Annotated in this window: 27 protein-coding genes; 17 read left to right on the forward strand and 10 right to left on the reverse strand. The window is 70.9% G+C overall.

Annotated features, from left to right (window positions below; translation table 11 throughout):
• The first annotated feature begins 85 nt into the window (after positions 1 to 85).
• On the forward strand, positions 86 to 1,795 hold the full coding sequence (locus ACFQSB_RS20000; protein ID WP_380828277.1) for a sensor histidine kinase: 1,710 nt from the start codon (positions 86 to 88) through the stop codon (positions 1,793 to 1,795).
• Here ACFQSB_RS20000 and ACFQSB_RS20005 read toward each other — a convergent pair.
• The 4 genes from ACFQSB_RS20005 to ACFQSB_RS20020 all read right to left on the reverse strand — a co-directional run bounded on the left by ACFQSB_RS20005 (position 1,792) and on the right by ACFQSB_RS20020 (position 5,222).
• Positions 1,792 to 2,199 (reverse strand): pyridoxamine 5'-phosphate oxidase family protein, encoded by a 408-nt coding sequence (locus ACFQSB_RS20005; RefSeq protein WP_354852650.1) that lies wholly within the window; start codon positions 2,197 to 2,199, stop codon positions 1,792 to 1,794. The genes ACFQSB_RS20000 and ACFQSB_RS20005 overlap by 4 nt on opposite strands.
• 93 nt (positions 2,200 to 2,292) lie before the next feature.
• A complete protein-coding gene (locus tag ACFQSB_RS20010; RefSeq protein WP_354852714.1) occupies positions 2,293 to 2,805 on the reverse strand; it encodes a TetR/AcrR family transcriptional regulator in 513 nt (170 codons plus the stop codon).
• 215 nt (positions 2,806 to 3,020) lie between these two features.
• Entirely contained in the window at positions 3,021 to 3,629 is a 609-nt protein-coding gene (locus ACFQSB_RS20015; protein ID WP_380828279.1) for a hypothetical protein, read from the reverse strand.
• Between the two features lie 201 nt (positions 3,630 to 3,830).
• Positions 3,831 to 5,222 carry a ricin-type beta-trefoil lectin domain protein gene (locus ACFQSB_RS20020; protein ID WP_380828281.1) on the reverse strand — a complete coding sequence of 464 codons (1,392 nt, stop codon included), beginning with the start codon at positions 5,220 to 5,222 and terminating at the stop codon, positions 3,831 to 3,833.
• 267 nt (positions 5,223 to 5,489) lie between these two features.
• On the opposite strand from ACFQSB_RS20020, the gene ACFQSB_RS20025 reads away from it, so the two are divergent.
• Positions 5,490 to 5,834 carry a hypothetical protein gene (locus ACFQSB_RS20025; RefSeq protein WP_380828282.1) on the forward strand — a complete coding sequence of 115 codons (345 nt, stop codon included), beginning with the start codon at positions 5,490 to 5,492 and terminating at the stop codon, positions 5,832 to 5,834.
• Positions 5,835 to 5,921: 87 nt separating this feature from the next.
• Here ACFQSB_RS20025 and ACFQSB_RS20030 read toward each other — a convergent pair whose 3' ends face one another.
• Complete coding sequence (locus ACFQSB_RS20030) at positions 5,922 to 7,763, reverse strand: ricin-type beta-trefoil lectin domain protein (protein WP_380828283.1); 1,842 nt, start codon at positions 7,761 to 7,763, stop codon at positions 5,922 to 5,924.
• Positions 7,764 to 7,976: 213 nt separating this feature from the next.
• On the opposite strand from ACFQSB_RS20030, the gene ACFQSB_RS20035 reads away from it, so the two are divergent.
• The 7 genes from ACFQSB_RS20035 to ACFQSB_RS20065 all read left to right on the forward strand — a co-directional run bounded on the left by ACFQSB_RS20035 (position 7,977) and on the right by ACFQSB_RS20065 (position 13,641).
• Positions 7,977 to 8,735: a lytic polysaccharide monooxygenase gene (locus tag ACFQSB_RS20035; protein ID WP_380828284.1), complete on the forward strand. Its 759-nt coding sequence runs from the start codon at positions 7,977 to 7,979 to the stop codon at positions 8,733 to 8,735.
• A 247-nt stretch (positions 8,736 to 8,982) separates the two neighbouring features.
• On the forward strand, positions 8,983 to 9,309 hold the full coding sequence (locus ACFQSB_RS20040) for a PadR family transcriptional regulator (protein ID WP_354852640.1): 327 nt from the start codon (positions 8,983 to 8,985) through the stop codon (positions 9,307 to 9,309).
• Positions 9,306 to 9,662, forward strand: coding sequence for a DUF1048 domain-containing protein (locus ACFQSB_RS20045; RefSeq protein ID WP_380828285.1), 357 nt, complete (start codon positions 9,306 to 9,308; stop codon positions 9,660 to 9,662). Before ACFQSB_RS20040 ends, ACFQSB_RS20045 begins: the two co-directional genes overlap by 4 nt.
• A gap of 1 nt (position 9,663) precedes the next feature.
• On the forward strand, positions 9,664 to 9,990 hold the full coding sequence (locus tag ACFQSB_RS20050) for a DUF1048 domain-containing protein (RefSeq protein WP_380828287.1): 327 nt from the start codon (positions 9,664 to 9,666) through the stop codon (positions 9,988 to 9,990).
• Between the two features lie 398 nt (positions 9,991 to 10,388).
• Complete coding sequence (locus ACFQSB_RS20055; RefSeq protein ID WP_380828289.1) at positions 10,389 to 11,978, forward strand: serine/threonine-protein kinase; 1,590 nt, start codon at positions 10,389 to 10,391, stop codon at positions 11,976 to 11,978.
• Between the two features lie 190 nt (positions 11,979 to 12,168).
• The gene (locus ACFQSB_RS20060; RefSeq protein ID WP_380828292.1) at positions 12,169 to 12,852 is read left to right on the forward strand and encodes a DUF998 domain-containing protein; all 684 of its coding nucleotides are present in this window, start codon (positions 12,169 to 12,171) and stop codon (positions 12,850 to 12,852) included.
• 333 nt (positions 12,853 to 13,185) lie between these two features.
• Positions 13,186 to 13,641, forward strand: coding sequence for an STAS domain-containing protein (locus tag ACFQSB_RS20065; protein WP_380828294.1), 456 nt, complete (start codon positions 13,186 to 13,188; stop codon positions 13,639 to 13,641).
• A gap of 307 nt (positions 13,642 to 13,948) precedes the next feature.
• Here ACFQSB_RS20065 and ACFQSB_RS20070 read toward each other — a convergent pair whose 3' ends face one another.
• The gene (locus ACFQSB_RS20070; RefSeq protein ID WP_380828296.1) at positions 13,949 to 14,929 is read right to left on the reverse strand and encodes an aldo/keto reductase; all 981 of its coding nucleotides are present in this window, start codon (positions 14,927 to 14,929) and stop codon (positions 13,949 to 13,951) included.
• A gap of 355 nt (positions 14,930 to 15,284) precedes the next feature.
• On the opposite strand from ACFQSB_RS20070, the gene ACFQSB_RS20075 reads away from it, so the two are divergent.
• Positions 15,285 to 16,214 carry a helix-turn-helix transcriptional regulator gene (locus ACFQSB_RS20075; protein ID WP_380828298.1) on the forward strand — a complete coding sequence of 310 codons (930 nt, stop codon included), beginning with the start codon at positions 15,285 to 15,287 and terminating at the stop codon, positions 16,212 to 16,214.
• Between the two features lie 115 nt (positions 16,215 to 16,329).
• Here the strand turns inward: ACFQSB_RS20075 and ACFQSB_RS20080 are convergent, their stop codons facing one another.
• Both ACFQSB_RS20080 and vanY-N read right to left on the reverse strand, forming a co-directional pair.
• On the reverse strand, positions 16,330 to 16,932 hold the full coding sequence (locus ACFQSB_RS20080; protein ID WP_380828300.1) for a zinc finger domain-containing protein: 603 nt from the start codon (positions 16,930 to 16,932) through the stop codon (positions 16,330 to 16,332).
• A gap of 77 nt (positions 16,933 to 17,009) precedes the next feature.
• On the reverse strand, positions 17,010 to 17,606 hold the full coding sequence (gene vanY-N, locus ACFQSB_RS20085) for a D,D-peptidase/D,D-carboxypeptidase VanY-N (protein ID WP_380828302.1): 597 nt from the start codon (positions 17,604 to 17,606) through the stop codon (positions 17,010 to 17,012).
• Between the two features lie 191 nt (positions 17,607 to 17,797).
• Here vanY-N and ACFQSB_RS20090 point away from each other — a divergent pair, with 191 nt between their 5' ends.
• The 4 genes from ACFQSB_RS20090 to ACFQSB_RS20105 all read left to right on the forward strand — a co-directional run bounded on the left by ACFQSB_RS20090 (position 17,798) and on the right by ACFQSB_RS20105 (position 21,605).
• On the forward strand, positions 17,798 to 18,472 hold the full coding sequence (locus ACFQSB_RS20090) for a response regulator transcription factor (RefSeq protein ID WP_354852627.1): 675 nt from the start codon (positions 17,798 to 17,800) through the stop codon (positions 18,470 to 18,472).
• Between the two features lie 7 nt (positions 18,473 to 18,479).
• Positions 18,480 to 20,036, forward strand: coding sequence for an ATP-binding protein (locus ACFQSB_RS20095; RefSeq protein WP_380828304.1), 1,557 nt, complete (start codon positions 18,480 to 18,482; stop codon positions 20,034 to 20,036).
• A 20-nt stretch (positions 20,037 to 20,056) separates the two neighbouring features.
• Positions 20,057 to 20,551, forward strand: coding sequence for a GerMN domain-containing protein (locus ACFQSB_RS20100; RefSeq protein WP_380828306.1), 495 nt, complete (start codon positions 20,057 to 20,059; stop codon positions 20,549 to 20,551).
• 184 nt (positions 20,552 to 20,735) lie between these two features.
• Positions 20,736 to 21,605: an alpha/beta fold hydrolase gene (locus ACFQSB_RS20105; protein WP_380828308.1), complete on the forward strand. Its 870-nt coding sequence runs from the start codon at positions 20,736 to 20,738 to the stop codon at positions 21,603 to 21,605.
• Positions 21,606 to 21,691: 86 nt separating this feature from the next.
• Here ACFQSB_RS20105 and ACFQSB_RS20110 read toward each other — a convergent pair whose 3' ends face one another.
• On the reverse strand, positions 21,692 to 22,570 hold the full coding sequence (locus ACFQSB_RS20110) for a LysR family transcriptional regulator (RefSeq protein ID WP_380828310.1): 879 nt from the start codon (positions 22,568 to 22,570) through the stop codon (positions 21,692 to 21,694).
• 81 nt (positions 22,571 to 22,651) lie between these two features.
• Between ACFQSB_RS20110 and ACFQSB_RS20115 the strand changes: the two genes are divergently transcribed.
• Together ACFQSB_RS20115 and ACFQSB_RS20120 are read left to right on the forward strand one after the other, a co-directional pair.
• On the forward strand, positions 22,652 to 23,908 hold the full coding sequence (locus tag ACFQSB_RS20115) for an MFS transporter (RefSeq protein ID WP_380828312.1): 1,257 nt from the start codon (positions 22,652 to 22,654) through the stop codon (positions 23,906 to 23,908).
• 36 nt (positions 23,909 to 23,944) lie between these two features.
• A complete protein-coding gene (locus ACFQSB_RS20120; protein ID WP_380828314.1) occupies positions 23,945 to 24,331 on the forward strand; it encodes a VOC family protein in 387 nt (128 codons plus the stop codon).
• Between the two features lie 15 nt (positions 24,332 to 24,346).
• On the opposite strand, the gene ACFQSB_RS20125 is transcribed toward ACFQSB_RS20120, so the two are convergent.
• Positions 24,347 to 24,766 carry a hypothetical protein gene (locus ACFQSB_RS20125; protein ID WP_380828316.1) on the reverse strand — a complete coding sequence of 140 codons (420 nt, stop codon included), beginning with the start codon at positions 24,764 to 24,766 and terminating at the stop codon, positions 24,347 to 24,349.
• Positions 24,767 to 25,121: 355 nt separating this feature from the next.
• Between ACFQSB_RS20125 and argG the strand changes: the two genes are divergently transcribed.
• On the forward strand, positions 25,122 to 26,570 hold the full coding sequence (argG, locus tag ACFQSB_RS20130) for an argininosuccinate synthase (RefSeq protein WP_380828318.1): 1,449 nt from the start codon (positions 25,122 to 25,124) through the stop codon (positions 26,568 to 26,570).
• The last annotated feature ends 189 nt before the right edge of the window (positions 26,571 to 26,759 follow it).

A 26,759-nucleotide genomic window follows, 5' to 3' on the forward strand; every position in this document is an offset into this window, starting at 1 on the left:
AGCTCATCGGCGGCCGGAGGACGCGCCGCGATCCCTGCTCGCCCTGTGTCCGACACCGGACGCGGTCGGTGCGACACTTCCTCGTATGACGGACAACGAGTCGCGTTCAGTCATCCCCAACATGCGGCTGGACGACCTGCTGTCGGAGCTGCGGGTCCGGCTGGAGGCCGTGCTGGCCACCCGCGACCGCGTGCACGCCCTGCTGGACGCGGTGGTGTCGGTGGGCAGCGACCTCGCCCTGGAGACGGTGCTGCACCGCATCGTCGAGACCGCCACCACCCTGGTGGACGCCACCTACGGCGCCATGGGCGTCATCGGCGAGGAGAACACCCTCGTGCAGTTCGTCCCGGTCGGGCTGAGCGAGGAGGAGATCACCCGCATCGAGCACTGGCCGCACGGGCTGGGCCTGCTCGGCCTGCTGATCAAGGAGCCTCAGACGCTGCGGCTCACCCACATCTCCCAGCACCCGGAGTCCTACGGCTTCCCGCCCGGACACCCGCCCATGGGCAGCTTCCTCGGCGTGCCGATCAGGGTGCGCGAGGAGGTCTTCGGCAACCTCTACCTCACCGAGAAGCGCGGGGGAGGGGAGTTCGACGAGGACGACGAGGCCATCGTGGTCGCCCTGGCCACCGCCGCCGGCGTCGCCATCGAGAACGCCCGCCTGTACGAGGACACCCGGCGTCGCGAGACCTGGCTCCAGGCCTCCTCGGAGATCACCACCCGCCTGCTGTCGGGAGCCGACCCGGGGGAGGTGCTGAGTCTCATGGCGCGCCGGGCCCGCGAGATGGCGGGCGCCGACGTCGCGGCGATCCTGCTGCCCGACGACGGCGACGAGGGCGGCAAGACGCTGCGCGTGGTCATCCGGGACGGCGAGCCGGGCGCCCGCCGGCCGGGCGACGAGGTGCCGGTCGGGGTGTCCCTGGAGGGCAGGGCGTTCGTGCGGGGCGAGCCGCTGATGCTGAACAACGCGGGGGAGAGCGAGATCCTCGACGGCCTGGAGGACCACCCCATGCCCGGACCGGTGGTCGCGGTGCCGCTGGGCGCGGCCGGCGCGGTGCGCGGGGTGCTCTCGCTGGGCAAACGGCATGGGCGCATCCCGTTCAGCCACTCGGAGCTGCGCACCCTGTCGGCCTTCGCCGGGCAGGCCGCCGTCGCCCTGGAGCTGGCCGAGACCCGTAAGGACGCCGAGCGGCTCGGCCTGCTGGAGGATCGCGACCGCATCGCCAAGGACCTGCACGACGTCGTCATCCAGCGCCTGTTCGCTGTCGCCATGACGCTCATGAGCGCGGTGCGCCTGGTGGAGCGGCCGGAGGCGTCCTCCCGGCTGCAGAGCGCCATCGACGAGCTGGACAACACCATCCGGCAGATCCGCTCCACGATCTTCGCCCTGCAGACGCCGCGTGAGGCCGCGGGGCCGAGCCTGCGCGCGCAGATCGTCGAGGTGGTGGAGAACGCGCGCGGCCACCTGGGGTTCATGCCCGCGCTGAGCATGGAGGGCCAGCTCGACAACCAGGTGCCGCCCCGGCTCGCCGAGCAGGTGCTCGCGGTGCTCAGCGAGTCGCTGTCCAACGTCGTGCGCCACGCCAAGGCCACCCGCGCCGAGGTCGTGGCGCGGACGCGGGACGACCGGCTCACCCTGATCGTGGAGGACAACGGCGTCGGCCTGTCCGGGGGAGGGCGGCGCAGCGGGCTGCGCAACCTGGAGGAGCGGGCGGCCGGCCTCGGCGGCACGTTCGAGCTGGACGCGCCCGCGGGCGGGGGCACCCGCCTGACCTGGAGCGTGCCGCTCGGCTAGCGCCGGATGCGCCGCCCGGATACCTGCTCGGTGGACACGACGATGAAGTGCTCGCGGCCGCCCGGCGCCCACGGGGTCAGCGGCAGCTCCGACAGCCGGGCGATCTCCTCGGGGTCGCTCACGGCGCGCGCGTGCCCCACAGCGGTCACCGACCAGCCGGTGCGGGCCCGCGGGTCTATCTCGTCGGCCTCGAACGCCACGATCGCGTTGCCCGCGGCGGCGGCGAGCTTGGAGCCCGTCCCGGTGCGGATCACGATGCTCGTGCCGTCGAGGTGGAAGTTCACAGGCTGGACGGCCGGGAGGGCGCGGTCGGTGTAGACGATCCGTCCTATCGGGGTCGAGGCGAGCAGTTCCAAGCACTCTTCCCGGGAGAGCACCTGCAGGCCGGCAGCATCGATCTTCACGCGTCACAGCCTGCCCGAGCGAGGGGGGATCCGGTTAGGGGCTAAGGTCCCCTCTTCATCCCTGACGGGCGGTTCCACTCCGTGGAGCGGCCGTCACGGCAGGCGCAGGCCGGCGATGAGGAGGCCGGCCAGCCGGCGCGCGTCGTAGCGAGGATCGGTGTCCGCGCCGATGCACAGGTTGCCGACGCCGCGCATGAGCTCGTAGGCGTCCACGTCGGCGCGGATCTCGCCGGCGGCGGCCGCGGCGCGGAGCAGGCCGGCGCACACCGGCACGAGCCGGTCGAGGAAGTAGGCGTGCAGCGCGTCGAACCCGGCGTCGTCGGAGCGCAGCACCGCTGCGAGCCCGTGCTTGGTGACCAGGAAATCGACGAACCGGTCGATCCACGCCCCGAGTGCGGCGTGCGGGGTCGGGCCGGCGGCCAGCAGGGCCGGACCGGCCTCGGCGCACACCTCGACCTGGTGCCGGTAGACGGCGATGATCAGATCGGCCCGCGTCGGGAAGTGGCGGTAGATCGTGGCCACGCCGACCCCCGCCCTGGCCGCGATGTCGCGCACCGGCGCCTCGACCCCCGAGGCCACGAAGGCCGCCGCGGCGGCGTCGAGCAGCGCCGCCTCGTTGCGCCGGGCGTCGGCCCGCTTGCGCGGGGCCGTGCGCGCCGCGTCCCCGTGATCTCCGGCGTTCCCGTGGTCGCCGTCGCCCTCGTTCACCGTGCCGTTCCCTCCGCTGCCGCGCTCACCGTTGACTTACTTTGTAAAGGAGGCCGCTCGGGCACACTACAAAGAAACCACCATCAAAACCAGAACGACGAGCGGACCCATCATCAGGCCTGATGCCAGTCGTGGCGTTCGAGGAAGGTGTGGTCGCCGGTGGCGTAGTCGGTGAAGGACTCCTGCAGGGCCTTCAGGCCGGTGACGTGGGTGCGCAGGAGCAGGTCGCGAGGGCTGTCCTTGAACTCCAGCTCGTACCCGCCGGGTTCAGGGGAGACCTGGAGGAAGTGCCGGCCGAACACGACCAGGGCGGCGAACGGGTTCTGCGCCGAGAGGGTGGCGAGGACGTCCGACACCAGCCCCAGATCGGGGTCGGTGATGACCAGGCCGTCGCCGGTGTGCAGTTGCATCTCGCGGAAGGAGCCGGTGGGCGCGAGGTTGTGCACCAGGTGGCGCTGGGGGTCGTAGCAGACCAGCCCGCACGCGCGGGCCAGGGCGAACGCGGTTCGCGCGACCTCGTCGGACCTGTCCAGGCCGACGGTGACGACGGCGTGCGCGGGGGAGGCGGCCTCGGCCTCGGCCAGGTCCCCGGCGAAGGCCGCGACTCCCGGGTGGGGCCGGACGGCCGTGGTGTCGCCGCGGCCGAGGGCCGCGTGGACCTCCCTCGCGCGTTCCCTGGTGATCGGCTCGGGTTCGTGCCAGGCGGTCAGGACGAAGTTCATGCTCTCCATGGTCCTCTACCTGGCGTGGTGCGCGGACGCTCCGTCCCGCCGCCCCCGCGCCGGGGCCGTGGTCGCGATGAGCCCGTCGCCACGGCCCGCGGGGATGGGAAAGGCCCGGCGGGGACGCTTTGTGGCGTGCCGCCGGGCCGGGCGGCCGCCGTCATCGGTGTGCGTGACGGCGGCCGCGGTCGGACGGGCCGGTCAGAAACCGGCGGTGATGCGAGTGAAGTCCCAGTTGTTCTGGGAGACGCCGCTGCAGGTCTCCGACACCCCGCCGCCCGGGCAGGGACGGTCGCGGTTGACCGACCAGAAGGCCAGGCGGGTGAGGCCCTTGGACTTGGCCCAGTCACGGATCTGCGTCCAGGTCCCGGTCGAGGTCACCTCCTGCTGGTCGCTCAGGCCGTTCATGCCGGAGATGCCCATGTGCGCGTAGGCCTGGGCATCGGTCCAGCCCCAGGCGCTCTTGAGGGCGTTCTTCAGCCCTTCGGAGGCGTTGACGGTGCTCTGGTACATGTTGGCGCCGCCGCCGAAGTCGAACGGCATGATCGTGTAGTTGTCGATGGGGACGTTCAGCGCCCGCGACTGGTTGATCAGGCGGATGCCGTCGCCGCTGGGGCCGCTGGTGCCGGTGCCGAAGGTGAGGACCACCTTGACGTTCGGGTTGTTCTGCTTGACGATCTTGAGTCCGCCGAGGATGCGGTCCTGGACGGTGTAGTTGGAGAACTCGTCGGTGTTCTCGATGTCAAAGTCGACCACGGCCGGGCCGACGGCGTTGATGACCTGCTGGACGGCTCCGGCGAAGGCGCTGGAGGAGGAGCAGTTGGGGCCGAGCTTGTTGCCCGACCAGCCGCCGAAGGACACCTGGACGCTGCCGCCCGCGCCCTTGACGGCCGAGATCGTCTGCGCGTCGGCGCCGCCGGTGAGCGGGCGCGAGCCGTCCCACATCGGCGTGCAGCCGCCGCCGGAGAGGATGAAGGCCATGGTGAAGGACTTCACCCCGGTCGCGCTCATGACCGAGGTGGCGCTCGGCGGGCTGCCCCAGCCCATGTAGAGGTAGGGCGCGCCGGCCATCTTGCCGGGGGTGGGCGGCGGGGTGGTGCCGCCTCCGGGGAGGGTCCACTGCTGGTTGGCGCCGGCGAAGCAGTCCCAGATCTGCAGGGGCGTGCCGTCGGCCGAGCTCGGGCCGGTGGCGTCCAGGCACTTGCCGAGGGCGCGCAGTGTGCCGTCGCTCTGGGCGGTCCAGACCTGGGCGGCGCTGCCGTTGCAGTCGTAGAGCTGGACCTTGGTGCCGTTGGCGCTGCTGGCGGCGGCCACGTCCAGGCACTTGCCGAGGGCGCGGATGGTGCCGTCGGAGCCGGTGGTCCACTGCTGCGCGGTGGTGCCGTTGCAGGTGTACAGCTGCACCTGCGTGCCGTTGGCGCTGGAGGCCGCGGCGACGTCGACGCACTTGCCGCCGTAGCCGGTGATCTGGCCGGTGGCCGCCGAGGCGGGGATCAGGCCGGTGGCGAGCAGGGGCAGCGCCGCGGCGGCGGCCACCGTGAGCACCCGGGAACGGAGTCGGGAGCGGAAACGGCCGGAGTGTTCCGGATTCATGGGGGGTGTCGCTTCCTTCGTGCGTGGGGGGAGGTGCCGTGTTCTGTGCTGTTCCTGTGATCGTGCGGGGATGGAGGCGAGGGGGACCTCGCCCGGGGCCGGTCCTTCCTTGCGCTTCGGGTGGGCAGCCCCGAAACTCTTAGGAAGGTTTCTTGTTTAATGAGAGGATTCAACGCCCTGCGGCCACTTGGAGTCAAGAGGCTCGTTGCCGCCGAGGTAAGGGACTATGGAGGACCGGAATACGAGCGCTCCGGAGGAGGACCAGAGATGACCACCGCACGGAAATTCGCCGACGCCGGATCCCTGACCCCGGTGATGCGGGAGGTCTTCGGTTCCGACCGCCGCGTCGCCGGCGTCGACCGGTTGCTCAACGGCAGCAAGAAGGGCGTCTACCGGGTCACGCTGGACGACGCCACGAGCACGATCGTCTATGTCTGGAACGCCGACGAGGACTACTGGGACGGGCTGCTTCCCGATGGCCACGACGACCCGTCCAACCCGTTCGCCCACGCCTCCGGTATCTCCTTCTTCGAGGGCGCCACCCGTCGGCTGGAAGCGGTCGGAGCTCGTGCGCCGCGGCTGCTGCTCGCCGACCGCGCCGCCCCGGAGTGATCCGGCCGGCGACGGGTGGCGAACACGTCCCGGTTCACTTCGGCGCGGATCGCCGTGGCATGTCTCGCTCGCATTCCGGCCTCACTCCTACGGAGACCACTTCTGGTTGGCGGCGCCCGTGCAGTCCCAGATCTGCAGGGGCGTGCCGTCGGCCGAGCTCGGGCCGGTGGCGTCCAGGCACTTGCCGAGCACCCGCAGTGTGCCGTCGGAGGCCGCCGTCCACTGCTGGGCGCCGGTGCCGTTGCAGTCGTAGAGCCGGACCCTGGTGCCGTTGGCGCTGCTCGCCCCCGCCACGTCCAGGCACTTGCCCAGCGCCTGCAGGCTGCCCTCGACGCCGGTGGCCCACCGCTGGGCGGCGCTGCCGTTGCAGGTGTACAGCTGCACCTGCGTGCCGTTGGCGCCGGAGGCCCCGGCGACATCGACGCACTTGCCGCCGTAGCCGGAGATGGGCCGGCCGCCGGCGAAGGCGGTGCCCGGCCAGGTGAAGGTGGCCGAGGTGCGGGTGGGCAGGGTGTAGGTGAACGACTGCCCGGCCCAGTTGACCTTCACCGACTGGGCGCTGCCGGTGGTGTTGTAGGCGATCAGCGCCTTGGAGCCGTCGGGGTTGCGCCAGGCGACGTTCTTCACCGCCGCGCCGGCCGTCGAGGCGATGCGGTAGGCGCCGGGCCTGACGAACTTGGTCAGGTGACCCATGGTGTAGTACTCGATGGTGTAGTCGACCTGGCCGTGGCGCGCGTCGCCGTTGTGCACGGTGACCAGCCCGGTGCAGACGTCGCAGCCGCCGTTGTGCGGGTTGTGGGCCTGGTCCATGGCCAGCCCCCACTTGATCCAGCTGCGGTCCCAGTTGCGGGTGTAGTCGATCAGGTTGTTCATGTCCTCGCGGTGCTGGTCGCCGATCCAGGTGCCGCCCGAGTGCTCGGTCATGTACGCGTTGACGTTCGGGTACTGGTCGTGCACCGTGCTCTGCGTGCCGACGTCCCCGCCGTAGCCGTGCCAGGCGATGCCGCCGAACAGCGGGTCGTCGCGGATCGCGGTGTCGGCCAGCAGAGGAGCGCCCCAGGTGTTCCAGCCGTCCCAGTTCCAGTCGTGCACGAGGGTCTTGGTGGTGATGCCCGCGGTCCGGAAGGCCGGCCACAGCGCGCTCTTGATGAAGTACTGCAGCCCGGAGGTGTTCCAGTTCATCGAGGGGTATCCGGCGCAGCAGGTGGGCTCGTTCTGCGGCGTGACGTAGTCGATGCGCACGCCTTGGGCCTGGTATGCCTGGATGTACCGGGCGAAGTACTCGCCGTACATGCCGTAGTACTGCGCCTCCAGCCAGCCCTGGCTCCAGGCGTCGTTGTCCTTCATCCAGGCGGGCGCGCTCCACGGCGATGCCATGACCTTCAGTGCGGGGTTGAGCGCCTTGGCCTGCTTGGTCAGCGGCACGATGTCGGTCAGGTCGTGGGCGATGGAGAAGCCCGACAGGTCGCAGCAGGTGTCGTCGTAGGAGTAGCTGGAGCGGGCGAGGTCGGAGGAGCCCATCGGGTTGCGCAGGAAGCCCAGGCCGATGCCCTGGACGGGGTCGAACAGCCTGCGCATCACCGTGTCGCGGGCGCCGGCGCTGAGCACACCGCTGCTGTTCAGCAGCCAGGCGGCCGAGTCGGTGACCGAGGCGCCGCCGCCTTCGAACTGCTGGTAGGTGGTGTTCTCGTCGACGGTGATGGTCTGGGCGGCGCCGGGGCTGGTGGCGGTGAAGCCGATGGGCGCCTGCTGTTGCAGGCCCCGGGTCACCGTGCGGCCGGCGGCGTCGGAGGTGGTGGTGAGCCAGACGTTGACGGTCTCGCCGGCGGCCTGGGCGGGAGCGGCGCCGGCGACGTTGAGCGCGGTGCCGGCCAGCAGGAGCACGGCGGGCAGCGCGAGACGCGCTCTGCGGAATGGAGGCAGGGGCATGGGCCGGTCTCTCTCGACGGGGGAGCGAGGGGGGTTTCGCCCGTACGGCCCTGCCCGGCGGCGCACGGCGTGGTGTGCCAGTGGTAACACGGGCTCAGGGGGAACGCAACGCGTGCGGGCCTTGACATCCGCCCTCACCCTCACCGTCCTGGGCCTTTACTCTTAAGAAAGTTTCTTTTATGTTTGCCGCACCCCCCAGCGAAGGAGTCCGGCATGCGAAGAACGATCTTGGTGGTGGTCACGGCGTTGATGACGGCCGGGATCACGGTGTTCGCCGCCTCGCCCGCCCTGGCCCACGGGTACGTGAACTCGCCGCCGAGCCGGCAGGCCATGTGCGCCCAGGGACGAGTCACCGGCTGCGGCGACATCATCTACGAGCCGCAGAGCGTCGAAGGCCCGAAGGGGCAGCGCAACTGTCACGGCGGGGTCGCGCGCTTCGCCCAGCTCAGCGACGACGGCAAGTCGTGGCCGGCGACCTCCGTCGGCTCCACGGTCACCTTCAACTGGGTGCTCACCGCCCGCCACGCCACCAGCACCTGGGAGTACTACATCGGCAACACCCGGGTGGCGGTGTTCGACGACGGGGGCCGGCAGCCGGGGGCGACCGTCTCGCACACCGTGAGCCTGTCCGGCTTCAGCGGCAGGCAGAAGGTCCTGGCCATCTGGAACATCGCCGACACGGTGAACGCGTTCTACTCCTGCGTCGACCTGCAGATCGGCGGCGGCGGCAACCCGCAGCCGACCCCGACCCCGACCCCGACCCCGACGCCCACGCCGACCCGCACGCCGACGCCCACTCCCACCCCGACTCCGACGACTCCCGCGCCGGGCGGCACGTGGGCGGCCGGCACCGCGTACGCGGTGGGCGCCCAGGTGACCTACGACGGCCTGCGGTACCGCTGCCTCCAGGCGCACACGGCACTGGTGGGCTGGGAGCCGCCGAAGGTCCCGGCCCTGTGGCAGAGGGTCTGACCCCACCTCCACCTGACCCCTTGCGGGCGTCGCGTCCGATGGCGGGCGCGGCGCCCGCAGGCGTGCGCCCGGGGGGCACCGCCGGGCGGATCGGCGCCGGGCGGCCTGCGCGCGCCGGAGTGCCCGGCCCGGCCGACGGCCGCCTGCGAGCACACCCGGAGATCAAGGCCTTGCCGGTTCACTACTCTGTGGTACGTTGTAGTGGTACTTGGTAGTACCGAGTACTGGATACCGAAGAGGACTCACGGTGGACGACCTGACCGAGATGCTGAAGGGCACGCTCGAGGGCTGCGTGCTCGAGATCATCGACAGCGAGGAGACCTACGGGTACGCCATCACGCGCCGGCTGAACGAACTCGGCTTCGCCGACGTCATCGAGGGGACCGTCTACACCATCCTGTTGCGCCTGGAGAAGAACGGGCTCGTCGAGGTGGCGAAACGACCGTCCGAGCTGGGGCCGCCGCGCAAGTTCTTCGCACTCAACGACGCGGGGCGCGCGGAGCTCGCGACCTTCTGGGCGAAGTGGGAGTACATCACATCGCGGATCGACAAGCTCAGAGAGGGCGGGAGATGAACCTCTGGGAGACCATGACGGGCAGCGATCTGACCAGGGAATGGAAGGCCTTCGAAGCCCGGGCCGAGGGGTTGCCGGCCGACTACCGGGCGGCGTGGGAACAGATCAAGTGCCATCTATTCCCCTATGGGGACTTCACCGGCCGGAACCTGATGCCGATTCTCGACGGTGCTCTGGGGCTGCTCGAAGAGACGGCGGCCGATGGGCAGAGCATTCACGAGGTGCTGGGTGAGGACATCCAGGGCTTCTGCGCGGCCCTGGCGGGCGGGCAGGGGGCTCGGAGCTATCGCGACCGGTGGCGCGAGCGGTTGAACAGGAAGATCGCCAGGAAACTGGGCCGGCTGGGAGGCTGACGTGGGCATCCACGACATCATCGAGGGCAAGAGGCAATGGCGGGCGCACATGGCCCGGGTCAAAGCGCTCCCGCCCGACTATCGGATCGTCTACAAGGAGATCCAGAGGTACCTGTTCAAGGTCGGAGCGTTCGACCTGACCGACGGATCCCTGTTCTCCGGCATCCTCGACTTCTTCCAGGAGGGCGTCGCGGCCGGCAGGGGAGTCCTGGAGCTCATCGGCGACGATGTCGCCGCCTTCTGCGACGAGCTGATCAAGGACTCGCGCACCTACGCGGACATCTATCAGGAGTCCACCGGCGGGCGGCCCGGCACGGCAGGGAAGTGACATCCGCCGGCCGGGGTGCTGATGGAGTTCTCCGATCGGTGGCCGGCCATCGGCCCCCGTGCCGTTCAGAACTGGCCACGACTTCCCGGCAGCACTTTGATCTACAATGTAAAGGCGCTGGATATGTGCAGCCACCAATAAATTTCCCGAAACAATCAACCCGCAACGACGAACCGACCCTTGCGACTCCTGGGTGGCGGCGCCGGCGCATTCACGCGACAGGTGCGTCCCGTCGGCGTGTTGTGCGGGGGAAATCACCTGGGCCTGCGGGAACGATCAATATTCGTGACCTGCGGGGAGGGCGCGGGCGTCACGGTGTTCACGGTGATCAATAGTGTTGCGAGGCTGTTGTGATGTTGTGGTGAGTGTGCGCGCCCTATTGGGGTAGCGATGGGCTCATGGCCGATACTTGTAGCTCCGGACGTGTGGTCGCGGGACGTTACCGGCTCCTGGAACCCCTTGGGCAGGGTGGCATGGGAGTCGTGTGGCGCGCCGTGGACGAGCTGCTGCTCCGCGAGGTGGCGGTCAAAGAGCTGCTCGGGTCGGCGGAGCTGACCCAGCCGGAGCGGGAGATCTTCACGACGCGGACCTTCCGCGAGGCGCGGGCGGCCGGGCGGCTGAGCCATCCGGGCGTCGCGGCCGTCTATGACGTCTTCGAGGACGACGGCCATCCGTGGATCGTGATGCAGCTGGTGCCCTCGCGGACGCTCGGGGCGATCGTCCGTGAGGACGGCGCGCTGCCGCCGGGGCGGGTCGCCGAGATCGGCCTGCAGGTGCTGGCGGCGCTGACGGCCGCGCACGAGGCGGGGGTGCTGCATCGGGACGTCAAGCCGGACAACGTGCTGGTGACGGCGGACGGCAACGCGGTGCTGACCGACTTCGGCATCGCGACGCTGGAGGAGGACTCGCCGGTGACCAGGACCGGGACGCTGGTGGGGACGCCGGCGTTCATCGCCCCGGAGCGCGCGCTCGGGGGGCGGGCCGAGCGGGCGTCGGACCTGTGGTCGCTCGGTGTGACGTTGTACTTCGCGGTCGAGGGCAGGTCGCCGTTCCAGCGGGGGCACATGCTGGCGACGCTGGCCGCGGTGCTGTACCAGGAGGCGGCGCCGTTCCAGAGCGCGGGGGCGCTGGCTCCGGTGATCGAGGGGCTGCTGGTGAAGGACCCGGCGGTCCGGATGCGGGCGCCCGAGGTGGTCCGCCTGCTGGGCGAGGTCGCGTCCGGTCGTGCGACGGAGCCGGTGGGGGTGCCGACCGCCGTGTCGGCCCGGATGCCGATCCCGGAGGCGGGCGCGGGTCCGGTGCGGGTCTCGACGTCGGGGACGGGTGTGGTGTCCGGTCCTGGGGGGCTGTCGCGGCCCATGGCGATGGCCGGCCGGGCCTTGTCGCCGGAGGCGGTCTCCCTGCCGGCGCCGCGCCGCCTGTTCGCCGCGGCGGGTGCCACGCTGTTGCTGGGCGGGCTGGTCGTCGGAGGGCTGGCCTATCTGCGTCCTGCGGTCGATCAGGGGATGGCGGCGGCGCCGGAGGCGGTGCGGGTGACGGTGGCGCCGTCCCGGCCTGTCGCGGAGGAGCGTGGCATCGGCGGCGAGCGGGTTGCGGATCGGACGGGGGAGGGGGCCGGTCGTGCGCCGGGGGGGCGTGGGAGTGCGGGCTCGCGGGGCGGGGCGGCGCGCCCGGAGGCGGTGTCCCTCTTGGGCGGGGGACGGCCGGAGGGGGTGCGGTCGGTGAAGAAGGCGCCGGGAGGTCCGTCCGGCGCCGGGCGGGCGAAGAAGCACGGTGAGGCGAAGGGGCCTGGTGGGGGGAAAGGGGCCGGGAAGGAGAAGGGGTCCGGTAAGGGGAAGGGTGAGGGGGGAAAGGGCGGCGGCGCGAAAGGCAAGGGCTCCGCGCGCAAGCCCGATAGGCCTGGTATTCCGGGTATTTCCGCCATTCCTGGCAAACCGGCCAAGGCTGGAGAGAAGGCCAGAGGCGGGGCAAAAGGGAAGTTCCACTAGCGCCTGAACGCGCGCCCCGGCGGTTCGACCGCCCTTTTCCCATTGAAGGTCAATCGAGCATCTGGCGCTTCGATCGCGTTGGCCGTACGTTGCAATTCCGGGTCAGGCCGACGATTGGAGCGACGGGATGGCTCTTGGTGAGTCCGGTGCGAGTGCGCGGCGTTCCGGTGGGGCGGTTCGGCGGGAGCTGGTGGCGTTCGGAGTGGTCGGGCCGCCGCTGTTCGTGGCGGTGTGGCTGCTGGAGGGGTCGGTGCTCCGCCCTGAGGGGTACAGCGCGCTGCGGCATCCGGTGAGTTCGCTGGCCATCGGCGAACTGGGGTGGATCCAGGTGGCGGACTTCCTGATGGTGGGTCTGTCGTTGCTGGTGTTCGCGTTCGCCCTGCGGCCGGCGATGCGGCTTTACGGGGGCGGCCTATGGGTGCCGTTGCTGGTCGCGCTGGCCGGATTGGGTCTGGTGGGTTCGGCGCTGTTCACCACCGATCCGTGGAGTGGATATCCGCCGGGGACGCCGGCGGTGCCGCAGGGGGCGGCGGCGACGATCCACGGGACGTTGCACGGTGTGTTCGGGACTCCGGTGTTCCTGGGGTTGCCGGTGGCGGCTCTGGTGGCCTGTTACCGGTTCGCCAAATCGGGGCATCGGTGGTTCGCCGTCTACAGCGCCGCGTCGGCGGTGGTGTTCCTGGTGGGGTTCGTGCTGGCGTCCAAGGCGTTCGCGCAGGATCCCGGGCTGGTGGCGGTGGGCGGGCTCTTGCAGCGCCTGACGCTGGTGGTCGGGATGGCGTGGTTGACCGCGCTGGCGGTGCTGGTGCTGCGTGATTCGCGGGGTGGCGAGGTGCGTGACCCGGACGGCGGGGCGGTGCGGGCCGCCGGGTGAGGCCGTGGTGCGGCGACGGGGCGCCGCGTGATCCCAGGGGTGCCGCGCGGTGCGGGGCCCCTGGGTAGGGGGTACGGCGCGGCCCGGGTGCCGGGTGGTCTCCGGGGTGGCGCGTCCGGGGCGGTGGTGCGGTGGTCTGAGGCCCAGGGCGCTTGAAGAGTGGGGCAGGTGCGGCCGTCAAGTTGGGGGGCTTTGCACTTTTGACGGCGGTCTGGTGTTGATGAGGGATTCTCGACCATTCCGGGGTGTTGGCGGGTCGGCGACGTTACCGGCCGGTTGACCTGGGACGGGTAGCGTTCGTACCTACATCCCGAATCGGATGAAAGGGCACAGATGGCCGCACAATTCGAGGTGTCCATCGCCTACCGGCCACCCGTCGTCCTCCTGGCGCTGACGGGGGAACTCGACCTGGCCACGGCGGACATCCTGGTCGCGAGCGCCAAGGATTTGATCGGCCGCGGACACGCGCACCTGGCGCTGGACGTCACTGACCTGCGCTTCTGTGACTCGACCGGGCTGGAGGCCATGATCGCGGCGAGCGAGCGGACGGCGGGCGCCGGTGGTTCGCTGCGACTGGTGGGCGTCCGGGGCATCCTGCAACGCGTCCTGGAGGTCACCCGGCTGGAGCATCCCTTCCGGCCCGACCTTGACGGCCGCCCGGGGGACTGGTCGGCGACCGCGCCGTCTCCCGTTCCGTCCGCGCGCCCTGTGGCGCCGCCGCGCGTGTACGCCAGGGCGCTGGTCGGCCGCGCCCGTGAGACGACTCCGCGGGCCCCCTCGGCGGTGTGAGCCCCGCGACCGCGCCGTGCCCCCCGGCCGGACGGCACGGAGCCCGGGGCTATATCCGCTCCTCGGGGTGTGATCGACAGCGGAACGACCAGTGGCGTTAACGAACCGCCACGAGCGGAGTCGCCGCCATCCATCGTTTCGATGTCGGTAAGCGCTGAACGCACAGAGATTTGTACCAGAATGATTACTGTGCGTTGGTTACCGGTCGGTCAGTCCTACCTTGCGGCGTATGCCGGTGGAGTTCCTGACTGATACGGCACCGCTGACCCGGCCGATCATGCCTGGTCGCACCCGGGCATGAGGCGGCTCAGAAGTAGGTAGGCATGCGTGGCACGTAGGGCTCTTCCAGAGAACGGATCTCCTCGTCGGTGAGCCGGATGTCGAGCGCGGCGGCGGCGGCGGCCAGATGGTGGGGCTTGGTGGGGCCCACGATCGGCGCCGAGACCACAGGATTCTTCAGCACCCAGGCCATCGCGACCTGAGCCATCGGCACGCCGCGATCCTCCGCGATCCGCTGCACCGCATCGACGATGGCCTGGTCGCTGTCGAGGAACAGCGGCCGGCCGTGGAAGTCGACGACGGGATCGACCTGCGCACGGTGGCTCGACCGCTCCCCCCAGGGACGCGCGACCCGCCCGGCCGCCAGCGGGCTCCAGGGGATGCTGCCCACGCCCTGGGCGGCGAGCAGGCCGAACATCTCCCGCTCCTCCTCGCGGTGGATCAGGCTGTACTGGTCCTGCATGGACACGAACCGGGTCCACCCGCCCGCCTGCGCGGTGTGCTGCATGGTGGCGAACTGCCAGGCCCACATCGACGAGGCCCCGAGGTAGCGGGCCTTGCCGGCCTTGACCACGTCGTGCAGGGCCTCCATCGTCTCCTCGACCGGGGTCTCGGGGTCGAAGCGGTGGATCTGGTACAGGTCGATGTAGTCAGTGTCCAGACGCCGCAGGGAGGCGTCGACCTGCTCCATGACGGCCTTACGGGACAGGCCCGCTCCACCCGGGCCCTGGTGCATCGGCTGGAACAGCTTGGTGGCCAGCACGACGTCGTCGCGGTGGACGTACTTCCTCAAGGCCCGCCCGACGATCTCCTCCGAGGTGCCCAAGCCATAGATGTTCGCGGTGTCCCAGAACGTGATACCCAACTCGACCGCCTGCCGGAAGATCGGCTCGGCGCCGTGATCGTCAAGCACCCACGGCAGCCGCTTGGCCGGGTCACCGAAGCTCATGCAGCCCAGCGCGATGCGGCTGACCTTCAGCCCTGACGTTCCCAAACGGGTGTACTCCACGGTAGGTGGTCCTTTCTCAGCGTGCAGGCCCCCTTCGGGCCTGTCGGGGTCCGGGCGCCGGTCAGCGTTCGATCATCTGCATCTGGGCTGCGTTGTGGTGCCCGCCGGCGGCCGGGGGCAGGCTGTCGAGCTTGGCGAGCTGCTCGGGGGCCAGTTCTGCAGGACTCGATTCGGTCCTGCACCCAGTCGCCCGCTGTCCACGCCTTCCCGCCACCGCGAGCCGGGGATCACGGCGGGCCGTCAACCCCCACCTTCGCCCGGGAGCGGCGCGGCTGGCAGGCCGGGTTGTTCGGGGTAATGACAGGGCCCCCCACCTGGCAACCATGACAGGTCAGGCCGGTGTGAGACTGAAGGCATGGCACCTCAGCGCACCGCCAGCAGCAGCGACACGGAGCTGGGCCGGTTCTTGCGCGCCCGCCGTACCCAGACCAGCCCCGAGCAGGTGGGTCTGTCCGTCGGCACGGGCCTGCGCCGGACCCCAGGGTTGCGCCGGGAAGAGCTGGCCACTCTGTCGGGCATCAGCATCGACTACTACGTCCGCCTGGAGCGCGGCAAGGAGACCCGGCCCAGCCCCTCGGTGATCGACGCCCTCGCGCGCGCCCTCCAGCTCGATGATGAGGAGCATCAGCACCTGCGCGAGCTGGCCGCCCGCGCGGCCCACTACGCCTCCGAGCCGCCGCCGCCCCCCAGCCGCACCGTGCGCCCCCACCTGAAGCTGCTGCTGCAGACGCTGCGCCCCAGCCCCGCCTACGTCATCAGCCGCAGCATGGATCTCCTGGCCTGGAACCCCGGCGGGCTCGCCCTGTACGCGGGCCTGGCCGACTGGCCGGCCAAGCAGCGCAACCTCGCCCGCTACCTGTTCCTGCACCCCACCGCCCACGACTTGTTCCCCGACTGGGACAAACAGATCCGCGGCTGCGTCGCCCGGCTGCGCGCCCAGGCCGGCACCGCGCCGGACGCGCCCGACCTGACCAGCCTCGTCGGCGAACTGCTGCTGAAGAGCCCCGGCTTCGCCAAGCTCTGGGAGCGCTATGACGTGTCCGGCCGCAAGCCCGTCCACAAAACCTTCCACCACCCCCATGTCGGTACCATCACTCTCAGTGCCCAGTCCATGGACCTGGAAGGCACCCCCGGCCAGCGCCTCGGGGTCTACGTCGCCGAGCCCGGCAACCCGGACCACGACGCCATGCTGCTGCTCGACATGACCGCACCGGAGTCCGCCGCGCACTCGACCGCTCAGGATGAGGCGCCATCTCGCGCAAAGTTCGACCGCGAAATCCAGTGATACCCCCTACTGTCACGGCCCGGAACTTCTATGGCTCGGGGGTCAGAGAGATTTGGCACGGAATCCGGCGTTAACGGGGTTCTCCCAGGTCAGTGACCCCTTGCTATTGCGGTCTTCAGGACGTGGTACGCCGGATTCCGTTCCATCGCACAGTGGGTGGAGGGCTGGACGTCGGTGGAAACCCGCTGTACCGGGTCTGCCGCCGCGCGGCCGAGGCGATCCTCCTGTGATGGCTCCCGCGTTCAGCCGCGCCCCGGGTCTTGACGGGTCCGACCGGGTCAGATCGCGGTCTGTTGGTCGTGGTCGCGCAGCATGCGCAGGACGGTCGCGGCCGAGGGGTGACGGCCTTGTCGAGTTCGGGGCGGGTGGTGGCGCGGGTGGAGATCTTCTCGGCGAAGACGCGGGTGACGCCGGCGGCCTTGAGCACGTCGAGCTGGGCGTCCAGGGACTGGCGGCCGGTGGATGCACGGGCGTAGCCGATCCGCACGTGTCCGGCCGGCTCGACGTCGGCCGCGGCCGGGCGGGGCGGCTCGATCCAGGCCGTGCCCGGCTTGCGGATGGCCGGGCTGGGGACGTTGAGCGCCTTGGCGAGCGCGGGCACGAGCCGGAAGCGGGCGGTGTGGTACTGGACGGCCACCTTGCCCCGGCCGGTGCGGCAGGGCGCCCCGGCAGGGGCGTCGCAGTGGTCACACGGCGCTACTTTGGGGCTGGTGGCCACCGACCGCGTGGAGGGTCTTGGTCTGCCCCAACGACATCGGAACGATGGATGGCGGCGGCTCCACCCGCCTTGGCTCTTTAACGCCACTGACCGTTCCATTGTCGATCAAGTTCCTCCTCGTCGTCGATGTGGTCGGCGCCGGGGTGGGGGCGTCGTCGGGGCGGAATGCCGCCGCATTCGGGGCGGTGCTCGAAGTGCCACCACTCGTTGTCGTAGATGCGGTACAGGTCGTAGCGGGCGCCGTGCCGCTCCAGCCACCGCGCGCCTTCGTGGGGGCGCACGTCCAGCGCGATGCCTTTGACGTGGGGTGATCGCGCCGGTGGGAGCACGAGTGTTCGCAGCGAGGGGTGGGAGCCGCAGCGGCGCACCTGTTCGTCGAACATCCGTTGCTGGACGAGGGGGTCGCGGTATCCGGAGGTGAGGCCGATGATCTGGCCGTGACGCCAGAGCGCCTCGGTGCGCGCCGCGGTGAACGCGGCCATGGCGCCGTCGGTGAGGCCGGTGAGATCCTCGGCGGGGAACCGCATGCCCAACGCCCAGCGGCAGGCCAGTTCGCGGGCGCGGCCGGGCCGGCGGGCGAACGCCGCGGGCAGCAGCAGCGCGGCGAGCACCAGCGTGACCACGGCGAACAGCCGGTCCCGGGGCCGAGGGGGGATCGTGTGTGGTTGGTTCATGGACGACTACGATTGGCGCCGAATGTGCCCGCGCTGTGCGCCGAATGTCATGGTTGGTCGACGGCGGCCGCCGTCGGCGCGACCGTGACACGACCATGACACGGCGCGGACGAGGCGGGGACACGGCCGGTCGACAGTGGATGGAGTCGACCGGCGGGCGAGTTACGGAGCGTGCGGTGAAACTCGGCGGGGTGTCGCGGGTGCTGTTGATCGAGGATGACCCGGCCGTGCGGGAGGGCCTTGAACTGGCCCTGACCCGGCACGGGCACCGGGTGCGGGCCGTGGAGTCCGGCGAGCAGGGGCTGGACCGGCTGCGCACCGACCTTCCCGACGCCGTCGTGCTCGATCTGATGCTGCCCGGCATGGACGGGTTCGAGGTCTGCCGCCGCATCCGGGCCGCCGGGGAGGTGCCGATCATCATGCTGACCGCGCGCGGCGACGACATGGACGTGGTGGCCGGGCTGGAGGCGGGCGCGGACGACTACGTGGTCAAGCCGGTGCAGCCCAGGGTGCTGGAGGCGCGCATCCGCGCGGTGCTGCGGCGAATGGGCCGCGACCAGGCGGAGCTGGAGCGGCACGGGGAGCTGACCATCGACCGGGCCGGGCTGGTGGTCACCAACCGCGGCGTGCCGGTCAGCCTCGCCCCGACCGAACTGCGCCTGCTGCTGGAGCTGTCGGGCACGCCGGGCCGGGTGCACAGCCGCCAGCAGTTGCTGGAGTCGGTGTGGGAGCACGGGTATTTCGGCGACTCGCGTCTGGTGGACGCGTGTGTGCAGCGGTTGCGTGCGAAGATCGAGGACGACTCGGCGGCGCCGGTCTATGTGCAGACGGTGCGTGGGTTCGGGTACCGGTTCGGGCCGGTGTGAGCCGCCGGTGGCTCCTCGACCGACCCTGGGGCTGCGTGCCCGGCTGCTGTTCGCCTTCGCGCTGCTGTGTGTGGTGACCGCGGCGGCGGTGGCCGGCGGGATCTACGTCCAGGCCCGCAACGACATCCTCCAGCGCACCCAGGATGCCGCGGTGCAGGTCATGACGAGCCGCCTGCAGGCGCTGTTCCCGTTGCGGAACCCGGCGCCGGGCCCGGCCGAGCTCGGCGAGATCGCCCGCGCGGTGACCGACCAGTACAGTTCCGCGGTCGCCGTCTACCACCAGGTGCGTTCGCCGGTCGTGCCGCTGCCGGGGCGGCCGGGGCCGGTGGGAGACGCGCCGCTTTCGGACTCCGGGGTGAGGGCGCCGCGGCCCGGTCCGCCGCCGGAGGGCAGGCCGGAGGGAGACGCGCCGATCCTGGATCCGGGGGTGATTCCACCGCCACTGCGGCGGGCGGTGGCCGGCGGTGACGTCGCCTGGCAACGCGTGGTGTGGCGGGGCGCGCCCGTGCTGCTCATCGGCACGCCGTTGCTGATCGTCGAGCCGGACCGGCCGGCGCGGCCGTCGGGCATCGAGGTCTACGCCGCGCGCAGCCTGCTCGCCGAACAGCGCAGCATCGACGAGCTCGCCGCGCGGGCCTGGCGCACCGGTGGGGCGACCCTGGCGTTCGCGGTGGTGCTGGCGTTGCTGGCCACCCGCGGCGTGCTGCGCCCGGTGCGTGAGCTCGGCCGGGCGGCGCGCCTGCTGGGCGAGGGGGAGCTGCGGGCCAGGATCGCGGTGCGCGGCTCCGACGAGCTGGCGGAGGTGGCGCGCACGTTCAACGACACCGCCGCGGAGCTGGAACGGCACGTCACGCAGTTGCGCGAGATGGAGGCCGACGCCCGCCGGTTCGTGGCCGATGTGTCGCATGAGCTGCGCACCCCGCTGGCCGCGCTCACCGCGGTCGCCGACGTTCTGGAGGAGGAGGCGGCCGGGCTGCCCGAGCCCGCCGGCAGGGCCGCCCGGCTGGTCGGGCAGGAGACGCTCAACCTCACCGCTCTGGTCAACGACCTCATCGAGATCAGCAGGTTCGACTCCGGCGTGGCGGCCCTGGCGCTGAACCAGGTCGACGTGGCCGAGCTGGTGCGTGCCACCCTGCGGGTACGGGGCTGGTCGGAGTCGGTGCACTCTGAGCTCCCGTCCGGGGTGTCGGCGCGGCTGGACCCGCGCCGAGTGGACGTCATCCTGGCCAACCTGGTCGGCAACGCCCTGCGGCACGGCGAGCCGCCGGTGTCTCTGCGGCTGTCCGCCGACCCGCACTGGATCGCCGTGGAGGTCCGTGACCACGGACCAGGGCTGGAGGAGGCGGTGCTGCCGCACGTGTTCGACCGGTTCTACAAGGCCAGCGCGGCCAGGGCCAGGTCCGAGGGCAGCGGTCTGGGCCTTGCCATCGCGCGGGAGAACGCGCGCCTGCACCGGGGCGACCTGACCGTCGTCAACGCCGTCGACGGCGGCGCGGTGTTCACGGTGCGTCTGCCCCGCCGGGCGCCCGACCCGGCGCCCGACTCCCGCCGGGGCCCGGAGTGAGGGCCGGGCCTCCGCGCCGCGTGCTCGCCGCGGTCCTGGTGTCGCTGGTCGCCGTGGCCGGGTGCGGCGTGCAACCCAGCGACGTCATCCCCGCCGGTGACCCGCCCAGCGGAGCCGTCGAGCCGATCACGGCGGTCACCCTCTACCTGGTGAGGAACGGCCGGGTCAGCGCGGTGACGCGGCCCGGCGGCCGGCTGTCCCAGGCCGACACCCTCGCGCTGCTGGCGGCCGGGCCGACCGCGAGGGAACAGGCGCACGGACTGACCAGCGACGTCCCGCCGCAGGCCGGCCCGTTTTCGGTGACCGCCGAACCGGCCGGCCGCCTGGTGGTGACCTTGTCCACTGCGGCCGGCGAACTGTCCCGCCTGGCCGTGGAGCAGATCGTGTGCACGGCGGCCGCCACGGTGCCGCAGGGCCCGGTCGAGGTCACCGTCGCCGGCGCCGGGCGCAAAGAGCCGGCCCCGAGCACGTGCGCGCCTTTGACGCCGTCGGTGAGCGGGACGCCGTCGCCATAGCTGTGGGCTCGGCAACGTCTCGGTGAAGGGGGAAACAGGGGAATGAAGGCCAAGGCGTGTTCTCGGCGCTGGTCAACCGTCTCGTAGGTAGCGTTGGAGCGCTTGCTCTGGGGCCAGGCGGGCGGCGCGAACGCGCCGCGGTCCACACGGGCCGGTACGGCCGCACGAATTCGGGGGTCAGACCATGCCGTTCTCCAGGCCGACCGATGGTTTCCGCCTGCACTACCTGCGTTCCGGAGAAGGGCCGCCGGTGGTCCTGGTACACGGCAGTCCGGGCGACAACAAGGAGTACTCCAAACTGCTGCCCCTGCTGACGCCCTTCGCCGACGTCGTCGTCCCCGACCTGAGGGGCTTCGGCAGGTCGGACAAGCACCTGAAGGACGTGGGCAACGCCTACGCCCTGTCCGGGCAGGTGGACGGCGTCAGCGCCCTGATCGACGAACTCGGCGTCAGCGACGCGGTGTTGTGCGGATACGACATCGGCAGCTTCACCGTCCAGACGATCGCGGTGAAGCGCCCCGACCTCGTCAGATCTGTGGTGATCGCGCCGCCGGCGCTGGGGGTCGGCCGTCGGATCCTGGAGGAGAAGGCGGTCAACGCCTTCCTCCACGCGATCCTCTACAAGACGAGGCTGGTAGAGGACCTCATCGACGGCAGGCCCGATGCCGTGCGCGCGGCGCTGAGGGAGAGCCTGGTGAACTGGTCGGCTCCCGGCTCCGACGTCGTGGGCCAACTGCTGGACCATCTGACCGAGAACCACTCCGCCCCGGGCGCTTTCGTGGCCGGCATCATGTGGTTCCGGTTCCCGGAGGGGAACCCCATCACCTATTACGCCAACGAGCAGAAGCCGGATCTCGCGGACAGGTTCTCCACGCCCATCACCATTCTCTGGCCCGACAAGGACCCGCTGTTCCCGCAGGAATGGAGCGACAACCTGTCCGACTTCTACAGTGACCACACGCTGCACCTGTTGGAGAACGCCGGGCACTTCAGCCCGCTGGAGGCGCCTGACGTCTGGGCCGAGCATGTCCTTGCGCGCGTGCGTGAGGCATAGCAGGAAAACGGCCGGTCATCGAGTGCGGTGACAATGAGGAGACAACGCGCCGAGGTGTGGGCGGACGTCGGCGATGCCGGGTGCGGTCAGGTGCCGCGTCGGGTCCCCTGTTGGATCAGCTCCAGGAAGGCCGTGGCGGCCGGGGAGGGCCGGTTGTCCCAGATGAGGTGCTCCATCCGGGTGGGGGCGTCGCGCAGGCGGATGAGGCGCAGGTCGGGGAAGCGCGAGGCGTAGGCGGCCGGGAGCATGCCGACGCCGAGGCCCTGCCCTACCAGTTCGACCATGAAGTCGGCGGAGGACACCTCGAAGGGGACCTCGCGCCGCACCCCCGCGGCCGCGAAGGCCTGGTCGGACTGTGCCCGCCCGGCCGCGCCGGCGCGGAAGTCGATGAACGGCTCCTCCGCCAGGCTCCGCAGGTCCACCTCCTGCTCCGCCCGGTGGTGGTCGGGCGCGACCACGGCGACCAGTTCTCCCGCGCCGAGCCGGCGGCCTTGGACGCCCTTCGGTTCGGTGTGGGGCGGCAGGCCGAGGAAGGCGACGTCGACGCGGCCTTGGCGGACGCCTTCGATCAGGTCGTCGCTTCCCGCCGAGGTGAGGGTGATGCGCACCCGCGGATGGCGCCGGCGGTAGTCCTTCAGGGCGGCCGGCAGGTCGACGGCGGTCACCGTGGGGATGGCGCCGACGGCGAGCCGCCCGCGGATCTCCCCGCCGGCGGCGGCGACGTGCGACCGCGCGCGGTCCGCGGCCTCCAGGCACTCCTGGGCGGCGGGCAGGAACGCCTCTCCGGCCGGTGTCAGCCGCACGCGGCGGCTGGTGCGCTCGAACAGCCGGGCGCCCAGCTCGCGTTCCAGAGCGGCGATCTGATGACTGAGGGCCGACTGCACGACCCGGCAGCGCTCGGCCGCCCGGGTGAAGTTGCGGGTCTCGGCGACCGCGAGAACGTACCTCAGCTGCTGCAGCTCCATCCATCCATGATGGATCGCGATCGATCACTATGACAAGTATGTGTTGGACTCATCGATCGCTGGTCGCGCACCCTTGAACGCATGACGGTAACCCTGAAGAAGACCGCCGTACGCGCGGGAGGCCGGTATCCGGCCCTGAGATCATGGCTGGGGGTCTCGGCGATCACGGCCAGCCTGTTCGTGTTTCTCACCACCGAGTTGATGCCCGTCGGCCTGCTCACTCCGGTGAGCGCCGGCCTCGGCATATCGGTGGGGGTCGCCGGGCTGATGGTCACCCTGTACGGCGTCTCGGCCGGCCTGGGCGTCCCCTTCATCGTGGCGGGCACCAGGCGCGTCAACCGGCGGGTCATGCTGTCGGTCCTGCTGGCGATATTGACGCTGGGGAACCTGGTCACCGCCATCGCGCCGAACTATCCCCTGGTCCTGGCGACCCGGCTGATCATGGGATTCGCCAGCGGCGTGTTCTGGGCCATCGGCGTGAGCATGGCGATGCGCCTTGTTCCCGGACGCCACGCGAGCAGGGCGGCCGCGGTGGTGATGTCCGGCATCTCGGTCGCCACGGTGGTGGGCATACCGCTGGGCACGGCCCTGGAGAGCCTCAACGGCTGGCGAACCACGTTCCTGATCTGGGCCGGCCTGGGCGCGCTGGTGCTGGTCGCGGTCCTCGCCTTGGTCCCGTCGCTGCCCTCGGCGAACGCGGTCTCGGTGCGGGAGGTCTTCGCGCTCCCGGTCGGGAACCTGCCGCTGCGCCTGGTGCTGTGCACCGTCGTGCTGTTCGTGCTCGGCCATTTCGGCGCCTACACCTTCGTGCGCCCCTACCTGGAGGACGGCACCTCCGCCACGCCGCTGTTCGTCACCGTGGTGCTGATGCTCTACGGCGCCGGAGGCGCGGCCGGGAACCTCCTGGCCGGACACGTGGTGAGCAGGAACCCCCGGGGCTGGTTCATCGCCGGCTGCGCGGGCCTCGTGGCGTCCCTGCTGTCGCTGCTCACGATCGGTCACTGGCGGGCCGGTGCGGTCATCTCGCTGATCGCCTGGGGAGTCGGCTTCGGCGTGGTCCAGCTGTGCCAGCTCACCATGACGCAGGCCGCCGCGCCCGAGGCCTTCGAGGCGGCGATGTCGCTCAACACCATGGCCTACAACACCTCCATCGCGCTCGGGGCGCTCTTCGGCGGGCTGCTGGCCGATCACCTGGGTATGGCGAGCGTCGTCTGGTTCGGCGTGGCGCTGACGGCGGCCGCGGCGCTGCTCACGCTCGGCGCCCGCCGGCGGATCTCACCCGCCGTGCCCCGCGACGCGCCGGCCGCCGGCGAACAGACCGGATCCCTCCAGCCGTGAACCATCCATCAGCACGTCCAGAAAAGGAGATCGCCGATGCGCGTGACAGGCTTCGATCATCTGGTGCTCAACGTGAGCGATGCCGAGCGGGCACTGGAGTTCTACTCGGGGACGCTCGGGCTCGCGCAGGAACGGGTCGCCGCGTGGCGGGCGGGCCAGGCGCCGTTCCCGTCGGTGCGAGTCGACGCCGGCACCATCATCGACCTGGTGGAACGCCCGCGGGGCGAGTCCAACGTGGACCACATCTGCCTTGTCGTGGATCCGGTGGACTGGCGGCAGGTGATCGAATCCGGCGTCCTCACCGTGCTGGAGGGGCCGGTCCGCCGGTTCGGCGCGCGCGGAGACGCGCAGGCGATCTACGTGCGGGACCCCGACGGCAACACCGTCGAACTGCGCTGGTATCCCAAGGACGCCGGGCGGTAGCCCCTGCCGGGGCGGTCATGCCTGGTCCCCTTCGTTCGGCTCGCCCGCCAGGGCTCGTGCGGCCGCGACGTCGTCGTCGTCCCAGCCCCAATGCCCCGGGCTGTGGTCTCGCTTGGCCTGCTCATCGATCCAGCGGTTATGGGTCTCCCAGGCCGCCTGCTTGCTGGTGCCCAGCGCGGCGCCGATCTGGGCCCACGATGCCCTGGCCCGGCGTGCGGAGCGGACCGACAGCTGGCGTCCGTAGACGGCCTTACGCGCGATCACCTCGCTCAGCGCGAGCATCTCCAGGGCCTCCTCACCTGTCAGCGGCACCGCGTCGGTCACACCGTCGTCGTCATCTGCGGCCGCGAGGGCATCGCGCGTCCTCAACGCCTCATAGCGGGCGACCGCGGTCAGCAGCGTGAAATGGCGTTCAAGGTCGTCGGGAGTCGACATGCCCCCAAGTCTCGCGTCAAGCCACCCTGACGTCAAGTTGCCCTGACGAAATAGGCGTGCATTCCTCTGTCCGGAGCTCATCGGTCGGGAACTCGACCGCCACGACACCCTCCGGAGAAAGATCGGCAAACCGATCCGCGAAGGTGCCGGCGGGTCAAAACTCCAGGTCAAGCCGCCACAGACAGTCTCGGACGCTCGGCGCACGATCTCGTGGGTGTGTTCTCGACCCCCTGCCCGCACCCCCGGGCGGGACCCGAGCGGACCCGGGCAGGAGCCGTGGCGAGCAGGGCCGGGGGAGGGGACACGGACCGAAGGCTTTGCATGGTCATGCATTGGTGTGTATATACTTCTGCTCGTGTCCAAGGTTCTCACCTCCCTTCCTGTCGGCGAACGTGTCGGGATCGCCTTCTCCGGCGGCCTCGACACCTCCGTAGCGGTCGCGTGGATGCGCGAGAAGGGTGCGGTTCCCTGCACCTACACCGCTGACATCGGCCAGTACGACGAGCCCGACATCGCCTCGGTGCCCGGGCGCGCCACGGCGTTCGGCGCCGAGATCGCCCGTCTGGTCGACTGCCGGGCGGCCCTGGTGGAGGAAGGGCTCGCCGCCCTGTCCTGCGGGGCCTTCCACGTCCGCACCGGTGGCCGCACCTACTTCAACACCACCCCGCTGGGGCGCGCCGTCACCGGCACGCTGCTGGTGCGGGCGATGCTCGAGGACGACGTGCAGATCTGGGGCGACGGCTCCACGTTCAAGGGCAACGACATCGAGCGGTTCTACCGCTACGGCCTGCTCACCAACCCCTCCCTGCGCATCTACAAGCCGTGGCTGGACGCCGACTTCGTCAGCGAGCTCGGCGGCCGCAAGGAGATGTCGGAGTGGCTGCTGGCCCGTGGCCTGCCCTACCGGGACAGCACGGAGAAGGCCTACTCCACCGACGCCAACATCTGGGGCGCGACCCACGAGGCCAAGGCGCTGGAGCACCTGGACGCCGGCATCGAGATCGTCGACCCCATCATGGGCGTGCGGTTCTGGGACCCCGCCGTCGACATCGCCGCCGAGGACGTCACCATCGGCTTCGAGCAGGGCCGGCCGGTGACGATCAACGGCAAGGAGTTCGCCTCCGCCGTCGACCTGGTGCTGGAGGCCAACGCCATCGGCGGCCGGCACGGCCTGGGCATGTCCGACCAGATCGAGAACCGGGTGATCGAGGCCAAGAGCCGGGGCATCTACGAGGCGCCGGGCATGGCGCTGCTGCACGCGGCCTACGAGCGGCTGGTCAACGCGATCCACAACGAGGACACCCTCGCCAGCTACCACACCGAAGGCCGGAAGCTCGGCCGGCTGCTGTACGAGGGCCGCTGGCTGGACCCGCAGTCGCTGATGCTGCGCGAGTCGCTGCAGCGCTGGGTGGGAATGGCCGTCACCGGCCAGGTCACCCTGCGGCTGCGGCGCGGCGAGGACTACTCCATCCTGGACACCTCCGGGCCGGCGTTCAGCTACCACCCCGACAAGCTGTCCATGGAGCGGGTCGAGGACTCCGCGTTCGGGCCGGTCGACCGCATCGGGCAGCTGACCATGCGCAACCTCGACATCGCCGACTCGCGCGCCAAGCTCGAGCAGTACGCCCAGCTCGGCATGGTCGGCAGCCAGCACCCGACGTTGATCGGCACCGCGCAGGCGGCCCCGACCGAGCTGATCGGCTCGATGTCCGAGGGCGGCGCCGAGGCGATCGCCTCGCGCGGCGAGGTGCCCAGCGACGAGGAGCTGCTCGACCACGCCGCGATGGAGTCCGGCACCGACTGACCGGCATTCAATCGACCGGCCTCTGATTGACCGGCACCGCTCGACCTGGAGTGATCGACCGGCATCCGCCGTCCCCGGTCCGGGCCCGTGCGGGCGTTCGCGGCGGCCGCTCCACCGTGGCCGCCGCCCCTCGCCGGGACCGCGCGGGCCGGTCACCGGTTCGCGCTGGTGCGTCACACCCGGGCGGTC

The organism is Sphaerisporangium rhizosphaerae, assembly GCF_042665155.1.
Classification (GTDB): domain Bacteria; phylum Actinomycetota; class Actinomycetes; order Streptosporangiales; family Streptosporangiaceae; genus Sphaerisporangium; species Sphaerisporangium rhizosphaerae.

Coding starts and splice junctions, on each gene's coding strand:
- ACFQSB_RS20015 (WP_380828279.1), bottom strand. CDS start 3,629: ATGAACTTCGTCCTGACCGCCTGGCACGAACCCGAGCCGATCACCAGG.
- ACFQSB_RS20120 (WP_380828314.1), top strand. CDS start 23,945: ATGCGCGTGACAGGCTTCGATCATCTGGTGCTCAACGTGAGCGATGCC.
- ACFQSB_RS20075 (WP_380828298.1), top strand. CDS start 15,285: ATGGCACCTCAGCGCACCGCCAGCAGCAGCGACACGGAGCTGGGCCGG.
- ACFQSB_RS20125 (WP_380828316.1), bottom strand. CDS start 24,766: ATGTCGACTCCCGACGACCTTGAACGCCATTTCACGCTGCTGACCGCG.
- ACFQSB_RS20105 (WP_380828308.1), top strand. CDS start 20,736: ATGCCGTTCTCCAGGCCGACCGATGGTTTCCGCCTGCACTACCTGCGT.
- ACFQSB_RS20045 (WP_380828285.1), top strand. CDS start 9,306: ATGAACCTCTGGGAGACCATGACGGGCAGCGATCTGACCAGGGAATGG.
- ACFQSB_RS20110 (WP_380828310.1), bottom strand. CDS start 22,570: ATGGAGCTGCAGCAGCTGAGGTACGTTCTCGCGGTCGCCGAGACCCGC.
- ACFQSB_RS20055 (WP_380828289.1), top strand. CDS start 10,389: ATGGCCGATACTTGTAGCTCCGGACGTGTGGTCGCGGGACGTTACCGG.
- ACFQSB_RS20065 (WP_380828294.1), top strand. CDS start 13,186: ATGGCCGCACAATTCGAGGTGTCCATCGCCTACCGGCCACCCGTCGTC.
- ACFQSB_RS20115 (WP_380828312.1), top strand. CDS start 22,652: ATGACGGTAACCCTGAAGAAGACCGCCGTACGCGCGGGAGGCCGGTAT.
- ACFQSB_RS20030 (WP_380828283.1), bottom strand. CDS start 7,763: ATGCCCCTGCCTCCATTCCGCAGAGCGCGTCTCGCGCTGCCCGCCGTG.
- ACFQSB_RS20000 (WP_380828277.1), top strand. CDS start 86: ATGACGGACAACGAGTCGCGTTCAGTCATCCCCAACATGCGGCTGGAC.
- ACFQSB_RS20035 (WP_380828284.1), top strand. CDS start 7,977: ATGCGAAGAACGATCTTGGTGGTGGTCACGGCGTTGATGACGGCCGGG.
- ACFQSB_RS20020 (WP_380828281.1), bottom strand. CDS start 5,222: ATGAATCCGGAACACTCCGGCCGTTTCCGCTCCCGACTCCGTTCCCGG.
- ACFQSB_RS20025 (WP_380828282.1), top strand. CDS start 5,490: ATGACCACCGCACGGAAATTCGCCGACGCCGGATCCCTGACCCCGGTG.
- vanY-N (WP_380828302.1), bottom strand. CDS start 17,606: ATGAACCAACCACACACGATCCCCCCTCGGCCCCGGGACCGGCTGTTC.